At 47.9% G+C, this 19058-nt stretch carries 23 protein-coding genes; 14 read left to right on the plus strand and 9 right to left on the minus strand.

The window, feature by feature from the left end:
• The coding region (locus FFM78_RS11170) for an AbrB/MazE/SpoVT family DNA-binding domain-containing protein (RefSeq protein ID WP_223877060.1) at positions 1-347 on the plus strand (347 nt) is incomplete at its 5' end.
• Between the two features lie 255 nt (positions 348-602).
• On the opposite strand, the gene FFM78_RS11175 is transcribed toward FFM78_RS11170, so the two are convergent.
• From FFM78_RS11175 to FFM78_RS11185, 3 genes are all read right to left on the minus strand, one after another.
• Positions 603-848 (minus strand): DUF2922 domain-containing protein, encoded by a 246-nt coding sequence (locus FFM78_RS11175; RefSeq protein ID WP_137638504.1) that lies wholly within the window; start codon positions 846-848, stop codon positions 603-605.
• A gap of 281 nt (positions 849-1129) precedes the next feature.
• Positions 1130-1333 carry a DUF1659 domain-containing protein gene (locus FFM78_RS11180; RefSeq protein ID WP_137638505.1) on the minus strand — a complete coding sequence of 68 codons (204 nt, stop codon included), beginning with the start codon at positions 1331-1333 and terminating at the stop codon, positions 1130-1132.
• A gap of 129 nt (positions 1334-1462) precedes the next feature.
• Complete coding sequence (locus tag FFM78_RS11185) at positions 1463-1957, minus strand: sigma-70 family RNA polymerase sigma factor (RefSeq protein WP_137638506.1); 495 nt, start codon at positions 1955-1957, stop codon at positions 1463-1465.
• 277 nt (positions 1958-2234) lie between these two features.
• Between FFM78_RS11185 and FFM78_RS11190 the strand changes: the two genes are divergently transcribed.
• The 5 genes from FFM78_RS11190 (at position 2235) to FFM78_RS11210 (ending at position 6349) form a co-directional block, all read left to right on the plus strand.
• A complete protein-coding gene (locus FFM78_RS11190) occupies positions 2235-3047 on the plus strand; it encodes a hypothetical protein (RefSeq protein ID WP_137638507.1) in 813 nt (270 codons plus the stop codon).
• Positions 3048-3710: 663 nt separating this feature from the next.
• Positions 3711-4562: a conserved phage C-terminal domain-containing protein gene (locus FFM78_RS11195; protein ID WP_137638508.1), complete on the plus strand. Its 852-nt coding sequence runs from the start codon at positions 3711-3713 to the stop codon at positions 4560-4562.
• Entirely contained in the window at positions 4546-5874 is a 1329-nt protein-coding gene (locus FFM78_RS11200) for a DnaB-like helicase C-terminal domain-containing protein (RefSeq protein WP_137638509.1), read from the plus strand. The genes FFM78_RS11195 and FFM78_RS11200 overlap by 17 nt, the downstream gene beginning before the upstream one ends.
• A 62-nt stretch (positions 5875-5936) precedes the next feature.
• Positions 5937-6122 (plus strand): type II toxin-antitoxin system Phd/YefM family antitoxin, encoded by a 186-nt coding sequence (locus tag FFM78_RS11205; RefSeq protein ID WP_137638510.1) that lies wholly within the window; start codon positions 5937-5939, stop codon positions 6120-6122.
• 11 nt (positions 6123-6133) lie between these two features.
• On the plus strand, positions 6134-6349 hold the full coding sequence (locus tag FFM78_RS11210) for a hypothetical protein (protein WP_137638511.1): 216 nt from the start codon (positions 6134-6136) through the stop codon (positions 6347-6349).
• A 387-nt stretch (positions 6350-6736) separates the two neighbouring features.
• On the opposite strand, the gene FFM78_RS11215 is transcribed toward FFM78_RS11210, so the two are convergent.
• Genes FFM78_RS11215 through FFM78_RS11225 form a run of 3 tightly spaced genes read right to left on the minus strand, consistent with a single transcriptional unit; the run spans position 6737 to position 8547 of the window.
• A complete protein-coding gene (locus tag FFM78_RS11215; RefSeq protein WP_137638512.1) occupies positions 6737-7375 on the minus strand; it encodes a heavy metal-binding domain-containing protein in 639 nt (212 codons plus the stop codon).
• A 35-nt stretch (positions 7376-7410) separates the two neighbouring features.
• Complete coding sequence (locus FFM78_RS11220) at positions 7411-7659, minus strand: TFIIB-type zinc finger domain-containing protein (RefSeq protein ID WP_137638513.1); 249 nt, start codon at positions 7657-7659, stop codon at positions 7411-7413.
• A gap of 21 nt (positions 7660-7680) precedes the next feature.
• Entirely contained in the window at positions 7681-8547 is an 867-nt protein-coding gene (locus FFM78_RS11225) for an SPFH domain-containing protein (protein ID WP_137638514.1), read from the minus strand.
• Here FFM78_RS11225 and FFM78_RS11230 point away from each other — a divergent pair.
• Positions 8518-8718 carry a hypothetical protein gene (locus FFM78_RS11230; RefSeq protein WP_137638515.1) on the plus strand — a complete coding sequence of 67 codons (201 nt, stop codon included), beginning with the start codon at positions 8518-8520 and terminating at the stop codon, positions 8716-8718. The genes FFM78_RS11225 and FFM78_RS11230 overlap by 30 nt on opposite strands.
• Positions 8719-8816: 98 nt before the next feature.
• A complete protein-coding gene (locus FFM78_RS11235; RefSeq protein WP_137638516.1) occupies positions 8817-9437 on the plus strand; it encodes a hypothetical protein in 621 nt (206 codons plus the stop codon).
• A gap of 105 nt (positions 9438-9542) precedes the next feature.
• Here the strand turns inward: FFM78_RS11235 and FFM78_RS11240 are convergent, their stop codons facing one another.
• Positions 9543-9884 (minus strand): metal-sulfur cluster assembly factor, encoded by a 342-nt coding sequence (locus tag FFM78_RS11240; RefSeq protein ID WP_137638517.1) that lies wholly within the window; start codon positions 9882-9884, stop codon positions 9543-9545.
• A gap of 257 nt (positions 9885-10141) precedes the next feature.
• On the opposite strand from FFM78_RS11240, the gene ilvD reads away from it, so the two are divergent.
• Positions 10142-11848 carry a dihydroxy-acid dehydratase gene (gene ilvD / locus FFM78_RS11245; protein WP_137638518.1) on the plus strand — a complete coding sequence of 569 codons (1707 nt, stop codon included), beginning with the start codon at positions 10142-10144 and terminating at the stop codon, positions 11846-11848.
• A gap of 161 nt (positions 11849-12009) precedes the next feature.
• Here the strand turns inward: ilvD and FFM78_RS11250 are convergent, their stop codons facing one another.
• Positions 12010-13623 (minus strand): FAD-dependent oxidoreductase, encoded by a 1614-nt coding sequence (locus FFM78_RS11250; protein WP_137638519.1) that lies wholly within the window; start codon positions 13621-13623, stop codon positions 12010-12012.
• A gap of 416 nt (positions 13624-14039) precedes the next feature.
• On the opposite strand from FFM78_RS11250, the gene FFM78_RS11255 reads away from it, so the two are divergent.
• The 4 genes from FFM78_RS11255 (at position 14040) to lplA (ending at position 17278) form a co-directional block, all read left to right on the plus strand.
• Positions 14040-14699, plus strand: coding sequence for a hypothetical protein (locus FFM78_RS11255; RefSeq protein WP_137638520.1), 660 nt, complete (start codon positions 14040-14042; stop codon positions 14697-14699).
• A gap of 312 nt (positions 14700-15011) precedes the next feature.
• Complete coding sequence (locus tag FFM78_RS11260) at positions 15012-15251, plus strand: biotin/lipoyl-containing protein (protein WP_137638521.1); 240 nt, start codon at positions 15012-15014, stop codon at positions 15249-15251.
• Positions 15252-15404: 153 nt separating this feature from the next.
• Complete coding sequence (lipA, locus tag FFM78_RS11265) at positions 15405-16283, plus strand: lipoyl synthase (protein ID WP_171001891.1); 879 nt, start codon at positions 15405-15407, stop codon at positions 16281-16283.
• Positions 16280-17278, plus strand: coding sequence for a lipoate--protein ligase (gene lplA / locus FFM78_RS11270; protein ID WP_137638522.1), 999 nt, complete (start codon positions 16280-16282; stop codon positions 17276-17278). Before lipA ends, lplA begins: the two co-directional genes overlap by 4 nt.
• Before the next feature lie 268 nt (positions 17279-17546).
• Here lplA and FFM78_RS11275 read toward each other — a convergent pair whose 3' ends face one another.
• A complete protein-coding gene (locus FFM78_RS11275) occupies positions 17547-18026 on the minus strand; it encodes a GyrI-like domain-containing protein (protein ID WP_137638523.1) in 480 nt (159 codons plus the stop codon).
• Positions 18027-18113: 87 nt separating this feature from the next.
• Here FFM78_RS11275 and FFM78_RS11280 point away from each other — a divergent pair, with 87 nt between their 5' ends.
• The gene (locus FFM78_RS11280; RefSeq protein WP_137638524.1) at positions 18114-19034 is read left to right on the plus strand and encodes a helix-turn-helix transcriptional regulator; all 921 of its coding nucleotides are present in this window, start codon (positions 18114-18116) and stop codon (positions 19032-19034) included.
• Positions 19035-19058: the final 24 nt, after the last annotated feature.

The following is a 19058-nucleotide window of genomic DNA, read 5'->3' on the forward strand; positions in this document are numbered from 1 at the left end:
GTCGTAACGAGTTGGCATGTAAAAATTCCTTCCTTTTGAGAGATGATTTATTCATTATACCCTCTCTTAAAAGTTGTCTCAGGAATCAGCTTACATCCAATTTTATTACCCGTAAAGTCGGTAACTCGCTGGTTGTGACCATTCCCCAAAGCCTAAATGTTGCTGCTGGAGAGAAATTTTCCTTGCAGGCCAGTGATGATGGTACCATGTTACTGTATCGGCGGGACAAAAGTAATAACCCGTGGTTTAATGGTGAATTTGCTAATGTGGACTTTGATCGGCTGATTGATGAAGTTGGTGACTTAGGTGAGATTAACTCGTTGCCAGAGGAGCATGTTGAATGGTAGTCAAGTAAGGAGATATTTATTTTTATTGACGCAGAGCCACATGCGGGTGAGGAACGAGGGGGGCCATGATCCGAAACATGGCGGTATTATCACAGTGCAGGTGCAATGTTTTGCCTAGCGGGCACGTTAGTCAGGAAATAATCGGATTGTTACGTCAACGTGCAATCGATAATATTACGAATTATTTTAGTAGTTACACGTGTAACAAAAAAACACCACACTCAAAAAAGTGTGGCGTTTTAGGCGGGCATAATTTTACTCAGCAGTTTCCTCAGCTGCTTCTTCACCGCCGAAAATTGGGGTGACTGTTCGTTCAACGTATTGCGCCTTAACAGGCAACGCGTACGGATTAACGGCTTCGACTTGGAACATTTTTAGTTCCGCGATGGTGGCCATGGCGGTTTTCACCGTGGTCTCATCCAAACTTTGTGCAGCGTAATTCAGCCGCATGTGCTTGGTTTTGCCATTTTCGCTTTTAAATTCCATATCAAGTTGTTTCATGGGAAAGCTCCTCTCTGTAGCAGATTTATGTGGTAGTCGTGGTCAGATCAGCGGTTAGGCCGATCATTTGCCACCAGCAGGTTGGACTGGCGGCAATTTTTTTAGGAAGGGGATAAGGCTTTTGTGTTTAGCAGAACTACGCTTAGTCATTCTAAGCTAGTTACAATGTGGCCAATTAGGCAGGCTCCTCCGCTCAGCTACGCTAGGCGAACGATTTACTGCGTAAATCTTATCGTCTAGCTATGCTGATGCTCAGAGCCTAAACGCCTAATTGCCGCACTCTAGCCTTCGTAATCTTTGCGATCGTAGGTGACGGTGATGCAGGCGCTGTAACCTTCGTCGGCTAGGGTGGCGATTGTTTGGCCGAACTTGTCGAATTGTTCAATGGTGACGTCTTTGGCGATGTTGGTGAAGCGGTGGGTTGCTTCGCCATCAATGTTGTCACCGATCGTTTTGATTTCCAAGTTAGTTTTTTTCCAAGCCATGTGATGACCTCCTCATCAAGTTTAGGATAGATTGCTGGTACGGCTAACTTTTTGAAGGTGATAAATGCGGCCGCAATTTTACCCTTCACTTATATATACGTTTGAGCGTGCCGATTTGTCCCGCTGTTTTTAAAAAAAGTTGGCGATTTTGGCCAATAATTTTTTGCGGCGACGGTAAAGTGCGCTGTGACTGATTTTTAGCTGGCGACAAGTTTCGGGCACGGAGTCACTTTGGAGGTAGAGATGATCGAATAGTTGATTTTCTTGGCTGGTCAAATGGGTGATCAGTTCTTGAACGGCTAGGTAGTTGGTTAGATCGGCATCAGCGTAAGGTTCGGCTTTACATTGGTGGCTAAAATATTTGTTATAGCATTGGTTTTTGCGCCAATAATCATAGATATGTTGGCATAATTTGGTGTACAAGTAGTTATTGCGGCTGATCTGCGGCGCCGACATTGCGGCGTACTGGCAATAGGCATCAACGTAGGCCAGCAGGCATTCTTGAAAAAAGTCGTCGTAATCAGCGCGTTCGCGAGTAATGTAGCAGTGTTTTAAGGCGCCGGCGATCATTTTTTTGTCGTGTAGCGCGGCGGTAAATGCGGTGTTGATCAATTGATTTGTCATGGGATCACAACCTTTTCGTGTTAGTGATCCTAGTCGACTAGGACGCTATTAGCATACGCGCAGGCCGCATTTACTGACAAACAACGCTTTTCGGCAAAATGCAACGCTGCGAAATTGAATTGCTTTCTAGAAAGCGCTTTCTTAATACTGCTTTAGCTTTTTTAATCCAGGGTTAATGAAATTTTTAGTAAATGGTTAACTGTTCCCAATTCAATAAGTTTTTGCTTATGCTAAACTGATAATTGACGCTGTTTAAGCGATCAATTGGAGGGATCAAATGAAGCAACGACCAAAGGGGTTACCGAAGAATTGTTTCTATTATGATTTGGCGGCGATTGCTGCTGATATGGAAGGAGCTGAATTATGTTCGGAATTTGCGATCAAGGCGACAACGATTTTTGTTGGGCATTTGCCTAGCGCCAGGGAAATTGCTGGGCAAACTTACCGCACGGCGGTGATCGATGTGTCGGGGCAGCTGGTTCTGTGCACGCAGACCACGTTGGCTTTGATGACGGCTTACAGTAAAAGTAATACGGTGACGTGCCGGTTATCGCGGTGGATGGCCTGGAAATTAGGGTTACAGAACTATCCGTATTTTCACGGTGAAAATTCTTTTGTGCCGGATGCAAGTCCTAAGCGGCAACAGGTATCCTGGGTGGGTAGTCGCTGGTATTCTAGTATGCGCGCAGTTGCTGGCGGGACGCTGGTCACATTTAGTCGTGATCAACAGCAGCCAAAAGTTGTGGTGCATGTGGCGTTAAGCGCGCCGCGTTTGACCACCCAGTTAGCGTTGGTGCGGGAATTTTTAAGTGCGTTCCAGCGCTTAGTGCAGCAGGGATTTCAGGAAATGTTGCCGGCAAGTAGCTGCCACTTGGTTTTACCAGTTAATTTGCCTGCGCTGGCGCCGACGGATTTTCCGTTGGTACAGGCCAAGCAACTGCGCCAATTTATTTTTGCCTGTCACGACGATGATCTTTGTCAGTTAGTGGATGGCTATGAAATGTCGGTGCGGGAAGCGCAGCAGGTGGCCGATTATCACGTCCGCGCGCCGCGGGAGTTAAAGCTGCAGGCGCGAACTGATGAGCAGTAGATTATTGGTGCGCAGATCTACTGCAGGTGCAGTTAGTGCAAACCGTGTTGTTTTGAACGCCGCTATCAGTGACGTCAGATCAAGTGCAGTGGTTTTCGGAGCCAACAGGTTGGCTGTCAAATCAAATGGTATTGGCTTTCAGATCCAGCAAGGTTGGATCTGAGATCAAGTGCCGGTAGTTTTCGGGTCTAATAGGTTGATGTTAGATCAAGTGCAGTGGTTTTCAGATCCTAGCGTATTGGACGTGAGATCAGATGTCGTTGGTTTTCAGATCTAACAGATTGGCTTTCAGATCAAATGGTGTTAGCTTGCAGATCCAGCAGGTTGGACATGAGATCAAATATCGTTGGCTTTCAGATCCAACCTACCGGACGTTAGATCATGTGCTGCTGAGCTCAGTGCTAATGCCGGTGATGTTAAATCAACATCTCTTGGATCTTAAGTCCAACACGTTGGATGTTAGATCAGTTAGGTTGGCCCTCAGATCCAAATCGGCTGAGCACCGCCACAAGTTGTGACCAGTTATACTGAAAAAATAAAGTTAAGCCAACGCCGTTAAATCAGCGTTTATGGCTTAACTTTATTTTTTTTGCAAAAAAAGCGGGACAAAAGCGGTTGCTCAAACGTATATATAAGTGACTAGAACATTTGGAGGCGTCGTGAATGAAAACCTTACTTAAAATCCCCACCAATTTATTTGAATTACCAGAATTTATTAAACTCACTCAGTTGGCTAAAAATGATCAGCAAGTCCGTACCGCACAGTTGTTGTGGTTGCGCCTGGCTTGTGCCGCGGGACGTACCGGCCATGATGGTTACGTCACGGATCCCACTGCTGCGCCGTTGACTAAGCACGCGCTGGCGGGGCTGGTTAATTTGACGCGGGGTGCGTATGCGGCGGAGTTATTGCAGCTGCTGCTTCAGGCTGACTTGCTACAACGTCAGGCAGACGGTCACTACCAGATCAGTCACTGGGAACGGTATGCGTTGACCGACTGCGCGCCGAATTATCACGGTCTATTTAAGTTTGACACGCCGGCCACGGCTAACGCCACGCCACCAACGCCGTTGCAGCAATACACCCCTGAACAACGCACCAAATTAGTGGCGACCACCGGCAAAATTTTGGCTTATCTGCAGCAGCAGTCGGGTAAGCAATTTAGCAACGAGCCGCCAACGCAGCAATTATTGGCGAATTTATTTGCCCAAAAGGTGACCGTCAAACAGATCAAGTGGGTGATCGATTGGAAGTGTAAGGATTGGTATGGCGGTGATTTTTGGAAGTTTGTGCGGCCGCAGACGTTGTTCGGGCCGAAGTTTACGCAGTATTTGTTGGAGGCGCCGCCGGAACCAACTGCGCGGCCAGCGGCGGGACCGACGCGGCACCAGTATTTGCGGGATCTGTTTGAAATGAGTTGTGGTGATATTGAAACGATTTTGTGGCGGGCGGCCGACGAAAAGGTGACGGTAACCCGAGCAGAAGTGGAGGCGATCGGTCGTGAGCTTGGACACTAATGTGGTGCATTATTTGTTACATCATCCGGCGGCGATCAAAACCACCGCCATTGCTCCGGAATGGTTTGATGGTAAAAGCTGTCGCGAGTTGGTCACTTTTTTGATCAATGATCCGGGGCCTTACCGGAATTTTGTTGAACTGCAGCGGCGGTTTCAAGCGGCCTATCCGTTGGCCTTTGAGGCGGTGGAGTGGCAGCAATTTGAGCAGCCGTTTGATGCGTTGCCGGTTTTTGAAGACAGTGTGCAGGCAGCACATTTTTGGTACCAACAGGGCGTCACGCAATTGGCGGCTCAGGCCTATGTTGCCACGCCAAGTGCCGAAAATTTAGCGGCGCTTCAGGCGCACAGCCGCCAGTTAACGGCACTTAACGCGCCGCCAACGCCCACGCAGCCGATCCGCGAGCACGGTGCCGCGCTGCTGGCGGCCTTGGATGAGCCGCAACCGGTGGGCATTAAAACATTTACCAACGTGGATTCAATGTTTAACGGTGGCCTGCGCGGCGGCGTATTGTGGACCATCGGCGCCCGCCCCGGCGTTGGTAAATCAGCTTTTGCCCTGAATTTGATCGAGCAGGCTTTGAAATTAAACACGAATTTGACGGTGGACCTATTTTCACTGGAAATGACCGCCAGCGCTAACTATCAGCGGATCGTGGCTTGTGAAACCGGGGTGACCGCCGGCAAATTCACTAATCCATACGGCATGAGCGCCGCCGAGAAACAGTTGGTGCGGGCCGGCGTGGCCCAGCTCGACCAACAGCGGTTACTGCTCCACGATAAGCTGTTAGTGCTGCCGCAGATCATTAAAGTGATCCGCGCCCGTGCCGCCAAGGCCGCGCCAGGAACGTATCTAGCAGTGATCGACTATTTACAGATCATTAGTTTGGATCGCGTGGCGGCCCGCCATGATCGGCGGCAGGAGATCGAAACCATCACCCGCGAGCTAAAATTACTGACCAACGAGCTTAACATCCCGCTGATTTTATTTTCACAGTTGAACCGGGAGCTGGAAAAGCGCGGCGAGCGCACACCACAATTAGCCGATCTACGGGATTCAGGCAGTATCGAGCAGGATTCCAACACCGTCAGTTTTCTCTATCCAGTTAGTGCCGAAGAAGAACGCAAGCAAGTGCGCCATTTGAATTTGATTTTCCGCAAAAACCGTTCCGGTTGTTTAGCTGAGTTAGCATTCACGTTCACCCCGGCACAAATGCGCTTCACCCCACAGTTGGTGCTGGATACGCTGATCCCAGCAGGCGACGGCGCGGTGAAAATGCAAGCCGACGTGGTCCCGCCGGAGCTCAGACATTAAGGCTAATTTACGGTTATGGCGCGACGGTTAGCGCTAGATACGGATATTAAGGAGGTGATTGGATGGTGGAAACATTACCGGTTAGCACGGCGAAAACCCATTTGAACCAGTTGGTGCGCCAGTTGGACCGTACCGACAGCGCCGTGGTGATCCGCAATATGCGCACTAATGATTGTGTGGTGCTGCTAGCGGCGCATAAATGGCAGCGCGAATTAGAGCAGCTGTTGGACTGTGAACTACAACTATAGGAGGCGACTTAATGACTGATTTAGGCGTACCATTAGTTCCAGAATTGGCCAAGCATGATTTTTTGGATCGACCGTTACAATTGGAAGATGAGCTGTATCGTTTAGGTGAATTTTTATACAAAAAGGCCGATGCCGCTGAATTTCTCCAATTTCTGCAGTTTCTATGCCAGAATCGTAGCAGTGCCGCGGGCATTTTGCGGTTATTAGGGGCGGAAAAATTGGTGTGAGTGGTGTTTGGACACATGTGCAAGCGCTTGGCGGTAGCCGGCGCTTTTTGCGTGGTGGTGTATTACTAACGTGACCACTTGATCAAAACCGTATTTGCGGCTAATACTTAACAGCGTTTTGATCGTGGCGCAATGGACTTTGCTTTATCTGTTTTTTTTTGTAGCGATAAGCGAAAAAATAACGTTTGGGTCTTTGATATTGAGCGCAAATTTTATATGATAGTCTGTAGGGTTCACGGTTTTCTCATATCCTTTTAAATGATACTGTTGTGGGTGGATTTTTTGGATGGGAGCTGTGAGCTCTTTTTTTGCGCAAAAAAGCCTGTTAATAGTTTACCGCTTTGTAAACTAGCAACAGGAAAAAGTATAGAACTAATTAAATCTAAATTAGTATTGTTTATTCTTTTCAATTATTACTGCATTGCCATTGGCGGTGACACCAAATACATAAGGCATGTATAAAGTTCCACCGTTTGAATTAACCGTTTCAGGATCAAGGGTTAGATAATCAAAGTCAACTCCAATTATAGCATTACAGCCAAGCGCAAATGCTTGCTCCTTTAGCTCAGCAAGGGCATTTCGCCGAATAGCAGTTAAGCTGCCCATTAATGCATCGCCAACATTAGTTGCACTGTGAAAGATACCTTCACGACCCCGATCAATTTGTACAGCATCATCACCAGAAATATAGCCAGAATATTTTACAACTGTATAGCCATCAAAGTTAAATCCTGAAGTAATTAGCATTCCAGCTAAGGCCCTTTTTTTATTATCGGCAGCCTGCTTAACGGTCTGTATCCGTTCTAGTTCTGCCAATGCAGCAGTACGTTGACGTTCTTCTTGTGTCTGTACTTGCTTTTTTACTTCTGCTTGAAAATCAGCGATAATTTCTGGTACGACTGAATCTTCGACTAATAGTCCACCGAAGGCAGATGTAGTCGTTCTATATTTATCGCTATTTTTGAGAAAAACGCTTAATTGGTTTACTGGCAAATTATAATTACGTGCAATATCTTTTATTTTCATATTTATGTTCTCCTGAATGAAGGTCAATTTTAAAATTATAGGTATTTTAGAATTTCTTGGTTCATTGGATCAATATCCAAGATAAGGTTTGCATACAGACTTGCATTAGCTGGATCAGTTTCAATTTTACGCAGTAAGTTTTCGATATCGCTATCAAGAGAAATAGTTGTTTGTTTTTCTTGTTTTTCTGGAATAAAGGTTGAGTCACAATAATTGCAGACCAAATTGCCAGCTATTTTTGAAAAATCACTGGCACCACAGTTTTTGCATTTAAAATTATGCATAAAGTTTACCTCTAAAAAATATTATAATCCCATTATTTCCTTCTTTTTTTGATCAAATTCATTTTGTGAAAGAATACCGGCATCGAGTAATTGTTTTAACTTAGTTACCGTATTGATTTGCTCGTCAATCGACATGGTTGGCTTAGACTCAGCATTGGTACCCATATTTTGGGCCATATTCATACCGAATAACATTCCGGCGCTATCCCCTAAACCATTAGATTGAATTCCCTGAGCAATTTTTTGTTGTGCTGCGATATTTGCAGTTTTTTGAGAAACATCAGCATATGCATTGATATTCATTTTATTAGTAGAATACTGGTTAACAAGTAGTTTTGATTCTGCTGAAAATTCAATATTCTCCACACCAACAGCTATAAGTACTAAGCCGAATCTATTTTTCCAGTTTTTAACATATGAATTATTTTCGATCATTTTGGCTACAATATCATTGGACTTAGCAGGAAGTTGGGAAATACGATACTTATCTGATAATGTATTTAACGCTACAGTAAATGATTGAAGAAATTCAGATAATAGTTGGCTACGCGCCGCTTTATCGTCGAAAGAATAGGAACTGGTATTTACTGGAACAAATTCACGAATAAACTTTACTGGGTCTACTATTTTAAGTGAAAAGGCTCCAAAAGCTATAATCTCTAAATCTACACCGTAAAATAAATCATGGTAAATTTGCGGTCCCTTTGTTCCGAATCTAATTCCCCTAATTTCACGAAGATTTACAAAAGCAACTTGTTTATTATCCGCTGTCTGTCCGCCGTAACCGAAACGATCAAAGGTCTGCTCAAGAATTGATCGTGAGGCGTCATTATCATTAAATACTGAATCTTGCCCATTTTGATATTCATAACCGCCTGCTTCACTAATTACTTCTTTGAGCTCCTTTGGTTCATTATTCCGGCCGCGCTGATCGGCGGGTACCTAGGCTCGATTTTTAGCCATATTTTACCGGCTAAAAAAGTGACGTTAGTCTTTCAAGGGATGCTGCTACTCGTTATTTTGATCAATGTTTATAACGGCTTGATGCTGCTGGTATAACATGAGTTGGTTAAGTGTGGAGATAATTTTCCTCCGCTCTGCTTCAATGTTATACTAGAACAGTAAGCGGATACAGACCAAACATTGGAGGAGCGGTTATGGCAGACGATTTAGGCAACATTACGCAGGTTTTAGATCACAAAATTAGCAAATTGGTTAAGCAGCCAGTTGATGACTGGCTGGCTAAGTTGCAGCCGATTTATCAAGCCGGCATGAGTGCTGGTATCGGCGGGGCTTTTTTGCGGTATTTAAGCGCCGCAACTGGGATCACAATGGCCAAGTTGCCGGAAAAGGTGCCTAATTTTGAACAGATCTCTAAGGAACGAACTCAACAAGTCTACAAAACTTTGACCGATAAATTAGCGGACACGCAGGCGCAAGATTTTAAGATTATGGAAAATCGGATCACCGGGCAGATCATGCGGGCCAATACGACGCTTAGCTGGGAGCAGGTGCAGGCGGCACCTGCGGCTACGTTGAACCCCGAGGATCTGTTGGCGATTTACTTTTTCGGTTTTCAATACGGCTTCCAGATCAGTTTCTGGGCTGGCTTAGTCGAGTATGACTTTGTTTACGAGCAACAGAAATTGACTCAGGAAGCAGGGGCGCAGTTGGCGCAACAAGCTGCCGTCACTGAAACCAGTGAGCAGCTACAATTTGCCCAGCAGCACGATGATATTTTATTTCAAACTTATCAGTATTTAAATAATGCCTTTTAAATGAAGCGAGTCGTTACGCTGGTGGTCAGTGGGGCGGCTTTTTTTCATGGAAGCGATCAAAAAAGCGCACTTGAACGACTTCAGTTCAAGCGCGCTTAAGTATTATTAATGTGCGCTGATACCTAGCGCAATACGGCCTAAGCGGCTGATGCGATCCATTTTCCAGCGCGGTGCCCAGGCGATCTCCACGTCCACTTGGTTGATCTCGTCTAATTGACTGAGTTCTTCTTTGATGCCGACGGGGATCGATTCGATACAGCCACAAACCATTTCGGTAAAGGTGGTGACGATTTTGATGGCGCCATTAGCGTCTAAATCAATTGCGTAGATTAAACCTAGATTATAAATATCTAAGCCAATTTCTGTATCGTAAACCTTTTCCAATTTAGCAATTATTTTATCGCCGATAGCGGCGGCGCGATCATTAATTGTAATATCTGTACGCATATAACTCAATCCTTTCAGTCACGGGTTTGAAGCCGCTGACCAGGCCTGATGCTGGTGATTTTAATTTTGGCTAGGCGCAGGCAAACGTAACGTTAGTGTATGTGTATTTTTACATGAAATCAGGCCTTTTTTAAGCTATTTTTAATTTTTATCTAAGTAAATTCCCTAATAATCTGATATTTGTATTGGAATATGATGAGCGCAGATGTAAAATGTTTACCAAAGTAGTAAATACAGCTTTGAAGGGAGCTTTTTATATGACTGACGAGCAATCGAAGCAGAATTTGCGGATCAGAAGTCACGTTTATGATGGTATGGTGCGCTCGCCGAACCGCGCTTTAATGCGGGCGACGGGGATGCAGGATGCGGATTTTGAGAAGCCGATCGTCGGTGTGATCAGCGCTTGGGCGGAGAACACACCGTGTAATTTACATTTGGAAGAATTAGGTAAGTTGGCGAAAAAAGGGGTCACCGCGGCTGGCGGCTGGCCGGTACAATTCGGTACGATCACGGTGTCCGATGGGATCTCCATGGGCACGCCGGGGATGCGCTTTTCGTTGCCTTCCCGGGATGTGATCGCGGATTCTGTGGAAACGGCGATCAGTGGCCACAACTGTGACGCATTTGTCGCCATTGGTGGTTGTGACAAGAACATGCCTGGTAGTATGATCGCCATCGCCAATACGGAAGTTCCGGCGATCTTCGTTTACGGCGGCACGATCTCACCTGGTAAATTAAATGGTCAGGATATTGATCTGGTTTCTGTTTTTGAAGCGGTCGGTCATTGGAACCATAAGGACATGACCACGGAAGAAGTGCGCGCGATCGAATGTAACGCGTGCCCTGGCCCTGGTGGCTGTGGTGGGATGTACACGGCTAACACCATGGCGTCGGCGATCGAAGCCATGGGCATGAGTTTGCCGGGCTCCGCTTCCCATCCAGCAACGTTTGAAGTGAAGAAGCAAGATGTTGAAGCAGCCGGTAAGGCGGTACTAAACTTGTTAGCCAAGGGCATCTACCCGAAGGATATCATGACCCGGGACGCGTTCGAAAATGCGTTGACGGTGGTTATGGCCTTAGGCGGCTCGACCAACTCCGTGCTGCATTTATTGGCGATCGCGCATGCCGCTAACGTTGACTTGACGATTGATGATTTTAATAAATTCCAGGAAAAGGTACCGCATATCGCTGACTTGAAGCCTAGCGGGCAGTACGTTTTCCAGGATCTTTATGAGGCTGGCGGCGTTGAAGGGGTCATGAAGTATTTGTTACAAAATGGCTACCTGCACGGCGATTGTTTGACGGTCACTGGTAAAACAGTGGCGGAAAACTTGGCCACGGTGTCAGATCTAAAACCGGGGCAGAAGGTCATCATGCCATTGGAACATCCCAAGCGTCCAGACGGTCCACTGTTGATCTTGCACGGTAATTTAGCGACTGAAGGGGCTGTAGCCAAAGTTTCCGGCGTTAAATCACGGCGCCATGTTGGTCCAGCCAAAGTCTTCAATAACGAAGAAGATGCGGTAGCGGCGGTGTTAGCCGATGAAGTCGTTCCTAACGACGTGATCGTGATTCGGTTCCAAGGGCCAAAAGGCGGCCCGGGGATGCCGGAAATGTTGTCCTTGTCCGGCATTTTAGTCGGTAAAGGCCAAGGTGAATCGGTTGCCTTATTGACGGATGGTCGTTTCTCTGGCGGGACCCACGGCTTTGTTGTCGGCCATATTGCTCCAGAAGCGCAAGATGGCGGCAATATCGCTTACTTGCACACCGGCGACATCATCACCATTGATCAGGACACCAAAGAGATCACAATGGATGTTTCCGCCGCTGAATTGGCAAAGCGCAAGGCCGAAACCACGATCCCACCATTATATACGCGTGGGGTATTGGGCAAATACGCTCACTTAGTGTCCAGCTCAGCTAAAGGCGCGATCACCGATTTCTGGAAAAAGGACGAACGCTGATTTAAACAACGCTTAGTGGTGACTTTAGCCGTGGTAGCCGGTTAGCATAATTCACTACCGCGGCCAAGGCCCATTAAGCAAAACGAGCCGCAAAATTAAAATCACCAGCATAAAAAACGGCCAATTAAGCGGCTTATTCGCTTAACTGGCCGTTTTTAGTTTTATTCCGCAAGTACTTGAACGTTAAAGCCGTTGCCGGCTAAAAGCCGCGCGGCGTTGTAGGGGCCTGCGCCTTTGCGGAAGGTGATGTAAATTGGTTGCTCAGTGGGCAATTCGTTTAAGCGCGCTCGCAGCGCGCTTAGGGGAATGTGGTGTGTTGCCAGGACGCTGCCGCTAGCTGGTTGGCCGGCTTCGCTAATATCGAGGAAGTAGGCGGTTTTACGTTCAGCCACCGGAATAGCGGCTAGGTCAACGGTGACCACAGCGCGCTGGAGCTGATTGATCGCCACGTAGCCGGCGGTATTCAACGGATCGCGGGTGGTGGAATAAGGCGGCGAATAAGGTAGCTCAAGGGCTGGCAGGTCGAACACAGTCAAGCGGCCGCTGATCGCTACCGAAAGTTCACCGATTCGTTTGTCCACACCGCGCAGGCCCACCGCTTGGCCCCCAAGCAGTTTCCCGCTTTGATCGTCAAATAACAACTTCAAATTCAGCCGCTGGGCACCTGGATAAAACGCGGCGTGGTCAAAGGGGGTAATGAAAATCGTCTGGTAATTAGTGATGCCGGCGGCTTGCAGCGCTTGTTCGGTGTAACCGACAAAGCTGGCGGTCAGATTGAAGATCTTAGCCACGCCGCTACCGATGAAGCCCGGATAGGTTAGTGCTTTGCCGCTGAGAATGTCGGCTAATAAATGGCCTTGGCGGTTGGCTGCGCTGGACAGCATGCTCGGCGTGGCCAAGCCGGTGATGTAACTTTTAGTTTCGATCACGTCACCAATGGCGTAAATAGCGGGCAGATTGGTGGCCAACTTTTCATCGACGATAATGTGGTGGTCGGCGGCTAATTTGATGCCCGCAGCGGCCGCGACCTCACTGTTAGGGCGCACACCGGTGGCAAAAATCACCAGTTCAGTGTCCAAACGTGTCCCGTTGGCCAGTAAAAGTTGCCGACCAGCGGCCTCAATCGCAGTGATCGTTTGGCCTAACTGCAACGTGATCCCGTAACTTGTCAGTTCTTCGGCGATCAGCGCGGCGAGCTCAGCATCATAAGGAGCGGCCACCGTCGGCAGTTGATCGACCACGGTGACCGCAATGCCACGGGCGTGCAAGTTTTCAGCGATCTCCAGGCCGGCCACACCGGCGCCGACTACGGTTGCCGTTTGCGGCTGTTGCTGAACTAAAAACTGCTTGATTGTTGCCGCGTCCTCCAGGTTGCGCAAGGTGAAGCAATTGGTGGCCGCAGCCAAGCCCTTGATCGCCGGTAAAACGGCGCGGGACCCAGTGGCTAAAACTAAAACATCGTACTGTTCTTGATAGGTAGTTTGGGTGGTCAGATCAGTGACGGTGATCGTTTTGGTGGTGGCGTCAATAGCCGTCATTTCGTGCTGGACGCGGACTTCAATGTTGTTTTTTTCCTGCATAAGCGCCGGTGTCCGCTCGATCAAGCGGTCAAAATCGGTGACCACATCACCTAAATAATAGGGTAACGCGCAGCTAGCGTAGGAAATATGGGCGCCGCGCTCCAGCAACAAGATCTCCACCGTTTCGTCTAAGCGGCGCAAACGGGTGGCCAGTGAAGGCCCACCAGCTACGCCACCAATAATGATTACTTTCATCAGCTTACCTCCGTTTTCAGTGTCCGCCAGCGGTTATTTAAACCTATCGTACACTGGTCACCCGCATTGCGGCAACAAATTAGAGTGGTTCTGGATAAACTAACGCTGAAGCTTGCCGATTATCGGTTTTGGGGAAGATTGGCGTTGGCCGACTGATGGCACCTTTTTATGGGTCAACACGGCAAAACATCGTCATTTGTAAGCGCTAACCTAAAATAAATTTATAAAATATTAAGTTGCGGTAACAACAGCGATCAAGGCGTTTTCATATTTTTTATCCACCGCCCGAATTTACGATAACCTTTTCATTATGGATTTTATAGTAAAATACGTTTGCGCTGATTTTTAGTAAGTGCTACACTTAATCTCGCGGCAATTTTTCAGCCGTAATTCAACATAAGGGGATTGAGCAAGCAATGAAACGTAAATTAGTAAAAGTAACGATAGGTGTAGCAGCTGCAGTCACTTTAATTTTCGCGGGTTTTGGCGCCAAATCTTTGGCCGACAACTATTGGTCAGGTCACGCTGATGTTGTTGCCATCAATGCCGCTTTGGACAAGATCAACACGAAATTACAAACCAAAAATCAGGCGTTGGCCACTGCTAAAAGTGACCTCGCCCAGACCCAAACTGATTTGGCCACAACTAAGACGGCCTTGACTAGCGCGCAAACCGATCTGGCGACTAGCAAGCAGCAGGTCACAACTTTACAACAGCAATTAACGGATCTGCAGAATAAGTATACCACGGATACCGCGAATTTAAATACGCAGATCCAGCAAAAAATTGCTGAGATCCAACAGAAAATCACTGACGGCAATAATGCTGTGGACGCTAAACAAAAAGAAGTCGATGCTAAACAGGCCGAAGTGGACAGCAAGCAAAAAGAAGTGGATACCGCTAACCAAACGATTGATAGCTTAAATAGTAAGGTTACGGACTTACAACAACAATTAGCCACTGAAAAAGCTAGCAAAACAAGTCAATTAACGCAGGATCAAAAAGATCTGCTTCAAGCACAACAGGACGTTAGCGATACGAAAACAAAGGCTGAAAGTATTGCCGCTCAAGAATAAGCACCGTTTATTTTAATCAGTACAAGGCTGTGACCTAACTCAGGTGGCAGCTTTTTATTTTTGGCCGCAACTTCACTTCTAAACGTTAAGGGTTATCCCTTAATTTTAGCGGGTGCGGCTTTTTTATTTCCGCACAAACTAGCGGCCACCAAGCCAGGAAAACGCCTAACCAGTAGCTTTGCTTTTGAGCTGAATTTCACAAAAAAAGTGGTGGCGGTAACAATTTACAAAAGCGCTAGAAAACGCCGTTTGTCGGCGCTTTTCAGTGATATAATGTAAGCGGATTAATTCTTTTTTAAGGAGCTGATCAGGATGATCAAAGAAGTGCATATGCCTAAGTTAAGTCCTAAATCTGATGAATATTTCTTCGGCGAATGGCAAAAGGAACCAGGCGACAGCGTCGAAGTTGGCGATATTTTATTTGAAGTGGAAACGGACAAAGTTGTCAGTCAGGTAGAAAGTCAGGAAAAAGGCACTTTGCAGGCGCAAAAGGTGGCAGAAGGCGACACGGTCAAAGTCGGCGATTTGGTTGCTACGATCAAGGTCGCTTAGCACAGCGACAGCGTCTTGGGTAGTGGTTTAAGCAACACAGGCGTGGTTTAGCGCCAGTGCTTTTTTAGATACGGTTACGCTAAATTCGTTGGAAAATACTAGGCTGCTAGCTGCAAGTGCAGCTTAGATTTGCGATAGAAAGCTGGCATTATTATGATGGAAAAAACGCATGTGACAAGTAAACCGCAATGGTTGAAAGTTACTTATGATCAGAAAAAAGTCGATCACATGGATGATTTGTTGGCGGGTTTGAAGTTGAACACGGTTTGTGCGGAGGCTAACTGCCCTAATTTAGGGGAGTGTTTCGGTAGTGGCTCAGCGGCGTTTATGATTTTAGGCCCGAATTGTACCCGGGCGTGCCGTTTCTGTGATGTGCCCCATGGTCATCCGGCACCAGTTGATCTGTTGGAGCCAGCCCGGGTGGCCGAAGCAACGAAGCGCTTAGGCTTAAGCCACGTGGTGGTCACCAGTACCGATCGTGATGATCTACCGGATCTTGGCGCCGGGCAGTTTGTGGCGACGATCAAAGCGCTACGGCGGTTAACCCCTAAGACGACCATCGAAGTGTTGACCCCCGATTTTCAAGGGCGCACGGACTGCATCGACGCGGTTTTAGCCGCCGGGCCAGATGTGTTTAATCACAATATGGAAACCGTGCGTTCAATCACGCCCCACGTGCGCAATCGCGCCACTTACGAGACATCGTTAGCTGTTTTACGTTACGCCAAGGAACACGCGCCGCAGAATATGTACGTCAAAACCGGGATCATGTTAGGCTTAGGCGAAACTGATGCCGAAGTTTATCAATTAATGGATGATCTGCGGGCCATCGACGTTGACTTTTTAACCATTGGTCAGTACGTTCAACCTAGTCCAAAACACTATCAGCTCCGGGAATGGGTACCAATGGCGCGTTACCAAACGTACTACAAGGAAGCCGTTAAACGCGGCTTCAAATTTGTGGCCAGCTCACCACTTGTCCGCAGCTCGTATAAGGCAAAGGAAGAGCTGGAAGCGGTTATGGGTAAATGATTTATATTCCAGTTACTTCATTAGATGTCTACCATAATTTTGGCTTGGAATATTATTTAATGACCGTGAAAAAGTTCACCGAACCTGTTTTCTTATTGTGGACGACGACGCCAACGGTGATGTTAGGCAAATACCAAAACGCTTTTGACCAACTGAATTTAGACGCGGTGAAAGCTCAGCAATTAACGGTGGTGCGGCGCTATTCCGGTGGGGGGACGATCTATACTGATCAAGGGGGGTGTCAATTTACCTTGATCACACCGACGACCAACGCCACGATTGATTTTAGCAGCGGGCTTGAGCTGATCACCGCGGCGCTGAATCAGATCGGCATTGCGGCTACCACTGACAGTCGCAACGATCTAGTGGTGGCTGGCGCCAAGGTTTCTGGCAGCGCGCAGTACGTCACGCCGGGGTACAAACTGCATCACGGCAGCCTGCTATTTGCGTCAGACTTGGCGGTATTGGCGGCGGTTTTGCAGGTGGATCCCTTGAAGCTTCAAGCCAAAGGGGTGCAGTCGGTGCGCCAGCGCACAACTAATTTACAGGCCCAGCAACCGACTTGGACGGCAACTGAGTTTCGCCAGCGCTTGACGGCGGCGGTGCTGGCGGCCACCCACGCACACACTTACCAGTTGACTGCCGCTGATGAAGCGCAGATCGCCGTGCTGGCGGCGCAACGTTTTGCTGCACCAGCAAAGATCTACCGGCAGCGCGGCGCTTTTCAGTACACGCATAAGCGCTACATTACCGGCGCTGGCTTGATCCAAGTAGCCTATAGTTTGGCCGAGCAGCGGGTAACGGCGCTGGAATTGTCCGGCGACTTTTTCAGCGCGCTTGATCCCGCTGTCTTCGCCCGGGCGGTGATCGGCGCCAAGTTTACCCGGGCCGCCTTGCAGCCGCTGCTGGCCCAGCAGTTGGCGCAGACGCCGATCGTCGGGTTAGATGCAGCAACCTTAACGGACCTAATCTTCCAGGATCCAGCAGCAAAATAACGGTTAGACACTAAAAATAGCGGTGTGATCAATCTTGTTTGATTGACCATGCCGCTATTTATGATCGGCAAAAAAGCTAAATTATTTTCAGCACCTTCGCAAAAAAGGCGCTATTTTTTTAAACAAACTTTGTGTGTTCCCCTTTTGTTTGTGGAGCGAACCTGTTACGCTGAGTTTAGGCAAAGTTGTTTTTATAAATGGCCGCTGGTTAAATTTGTTAGTCCAACGGGCCGGCCCTGAGTTGCCTGACTTAGGCGTGATTCCCCGGTTATTTGCTCAGTGGGATCCGGAGCTCAACTGCAGCATCATGGGGATTGCCGTTAAGCAGAACTTCGACGACAAAGCTGTCCTTAGTGTACAGTTGCGGTTCAGCCGGTAAGATCGTACCGAAAAAGTCGCCGATCAAACGGTCAAATAAGGCGCGGTCAGGGCCACCTTGCGCCTGTAGGACAATATAATCGCCGGCCGGCAAGGTGCGGGTCTGGGCTGTGGTGGCCGTGGCGGTGGTGTTAGCACCGGCAAAGTATTCTAAATGGTCCGCTGCGGTGGTGCTTAAAGCGTAGCCCAACTTGTCGCGACTGGCGGCCATCAGTGGTGGAAATTGATTGTTTTTGACGAGGCTGACAAAGTGCTGTTCCTTTTGCGCGGAAACGGCGGCGATGTTCGTCATTGTGGGTAACGGTAGCTTGGTGGCATAGCCAGTTAATGTGAGTTCCGGGTATTGTTGGATTTTATAGGTTGTGGTCATTGTTGTTCCTTCTTTCTTTGTGTACAGTAAGAATAACAAATAATACCTGACAATAAGCTGTCATGTTTTAAGAAATGAGTTGAAAAAATGCGGATCGAACGGTTGATCAATTTGGTATTGGTTTTGTTGCGCCGCGATTTGGTGGCGGCCCGGGAGCTGGCGGCTTTATTTGCGGTGACCGAGCGGACGGTGTATCGGGATGTGGAAACGTTAAGTTTAGCGGGGTTGCCGATCTATACTTTGCAAGGCCGCAACGGGGGGATCGGGTTGTTGCCGAATTACAAAATGGCCCAGAATTTTTTAACGGCCAGCGATGTGCGTAATTTGTTGACCGCATTGGCTAGCGTCCAGGCGTTGATCGAAACACCGGCGTTGACGGCGACTTTGCAGAAGTTACGGTCGATGGCGGCAGGTGATGAGGCGGCAGCTGATTTGTTGATCGAAGATGTGAACTGGCAAGGGGCCGCCGAGATCAAGGCGTTGGCGCAACAATTTGCCCAAGCGATCAAAAGCAAGCAGGTGGTGACTTTTCAATATAGCGATCGTGGCGGGCAACTCAGTCAGCGCCAAGTCGAGCCTTATCGCTTGGTTTATAATGGTGATCGGTGGTACTTGCAGGCTTTTAGCTATGAACGCCAGGCCTTTCGCACTTTTCGGTTAGCACGGATGCAGCTAGTGACGGTTCAGGCGGCCCATTTCACGCCGCGCCCACTGCCGATCAAGCAGTTGGCGTTAGGCCGGCGCCCGCCAGAAGTATTGACCTTAACGCCGATCACGTTGCAGGCCGCCAATCAAGTGCGTGCTGTAATCACTGAACGTTATGGCAGTGCCGGCATCAAGCAAGCGGTGGCTGGTTATTTTGAGGTGACGCTGGCGTTGCCGGACAATGAGGCCGCGTACCGTTTCATTTTATCCTTAGGCGCGCAAGTGAAAATAATTGCGGGCACTGCTTTTCGCACTCATTTTAAGGCTTACTTAGCCCAAATCACTGCGCAATATCAAGACTGAAAAATACGGTTTTGCATAAGATAT

This window comes from Loigolactobacillus binensis, from assembly GCF_005405165.1.
Lineage (GTDB): Bacteria > Bacillota > Bacilli > Lactobacillales > Lactobacillaceae > Loigolactobacillus > Loigolactobacillus binensis.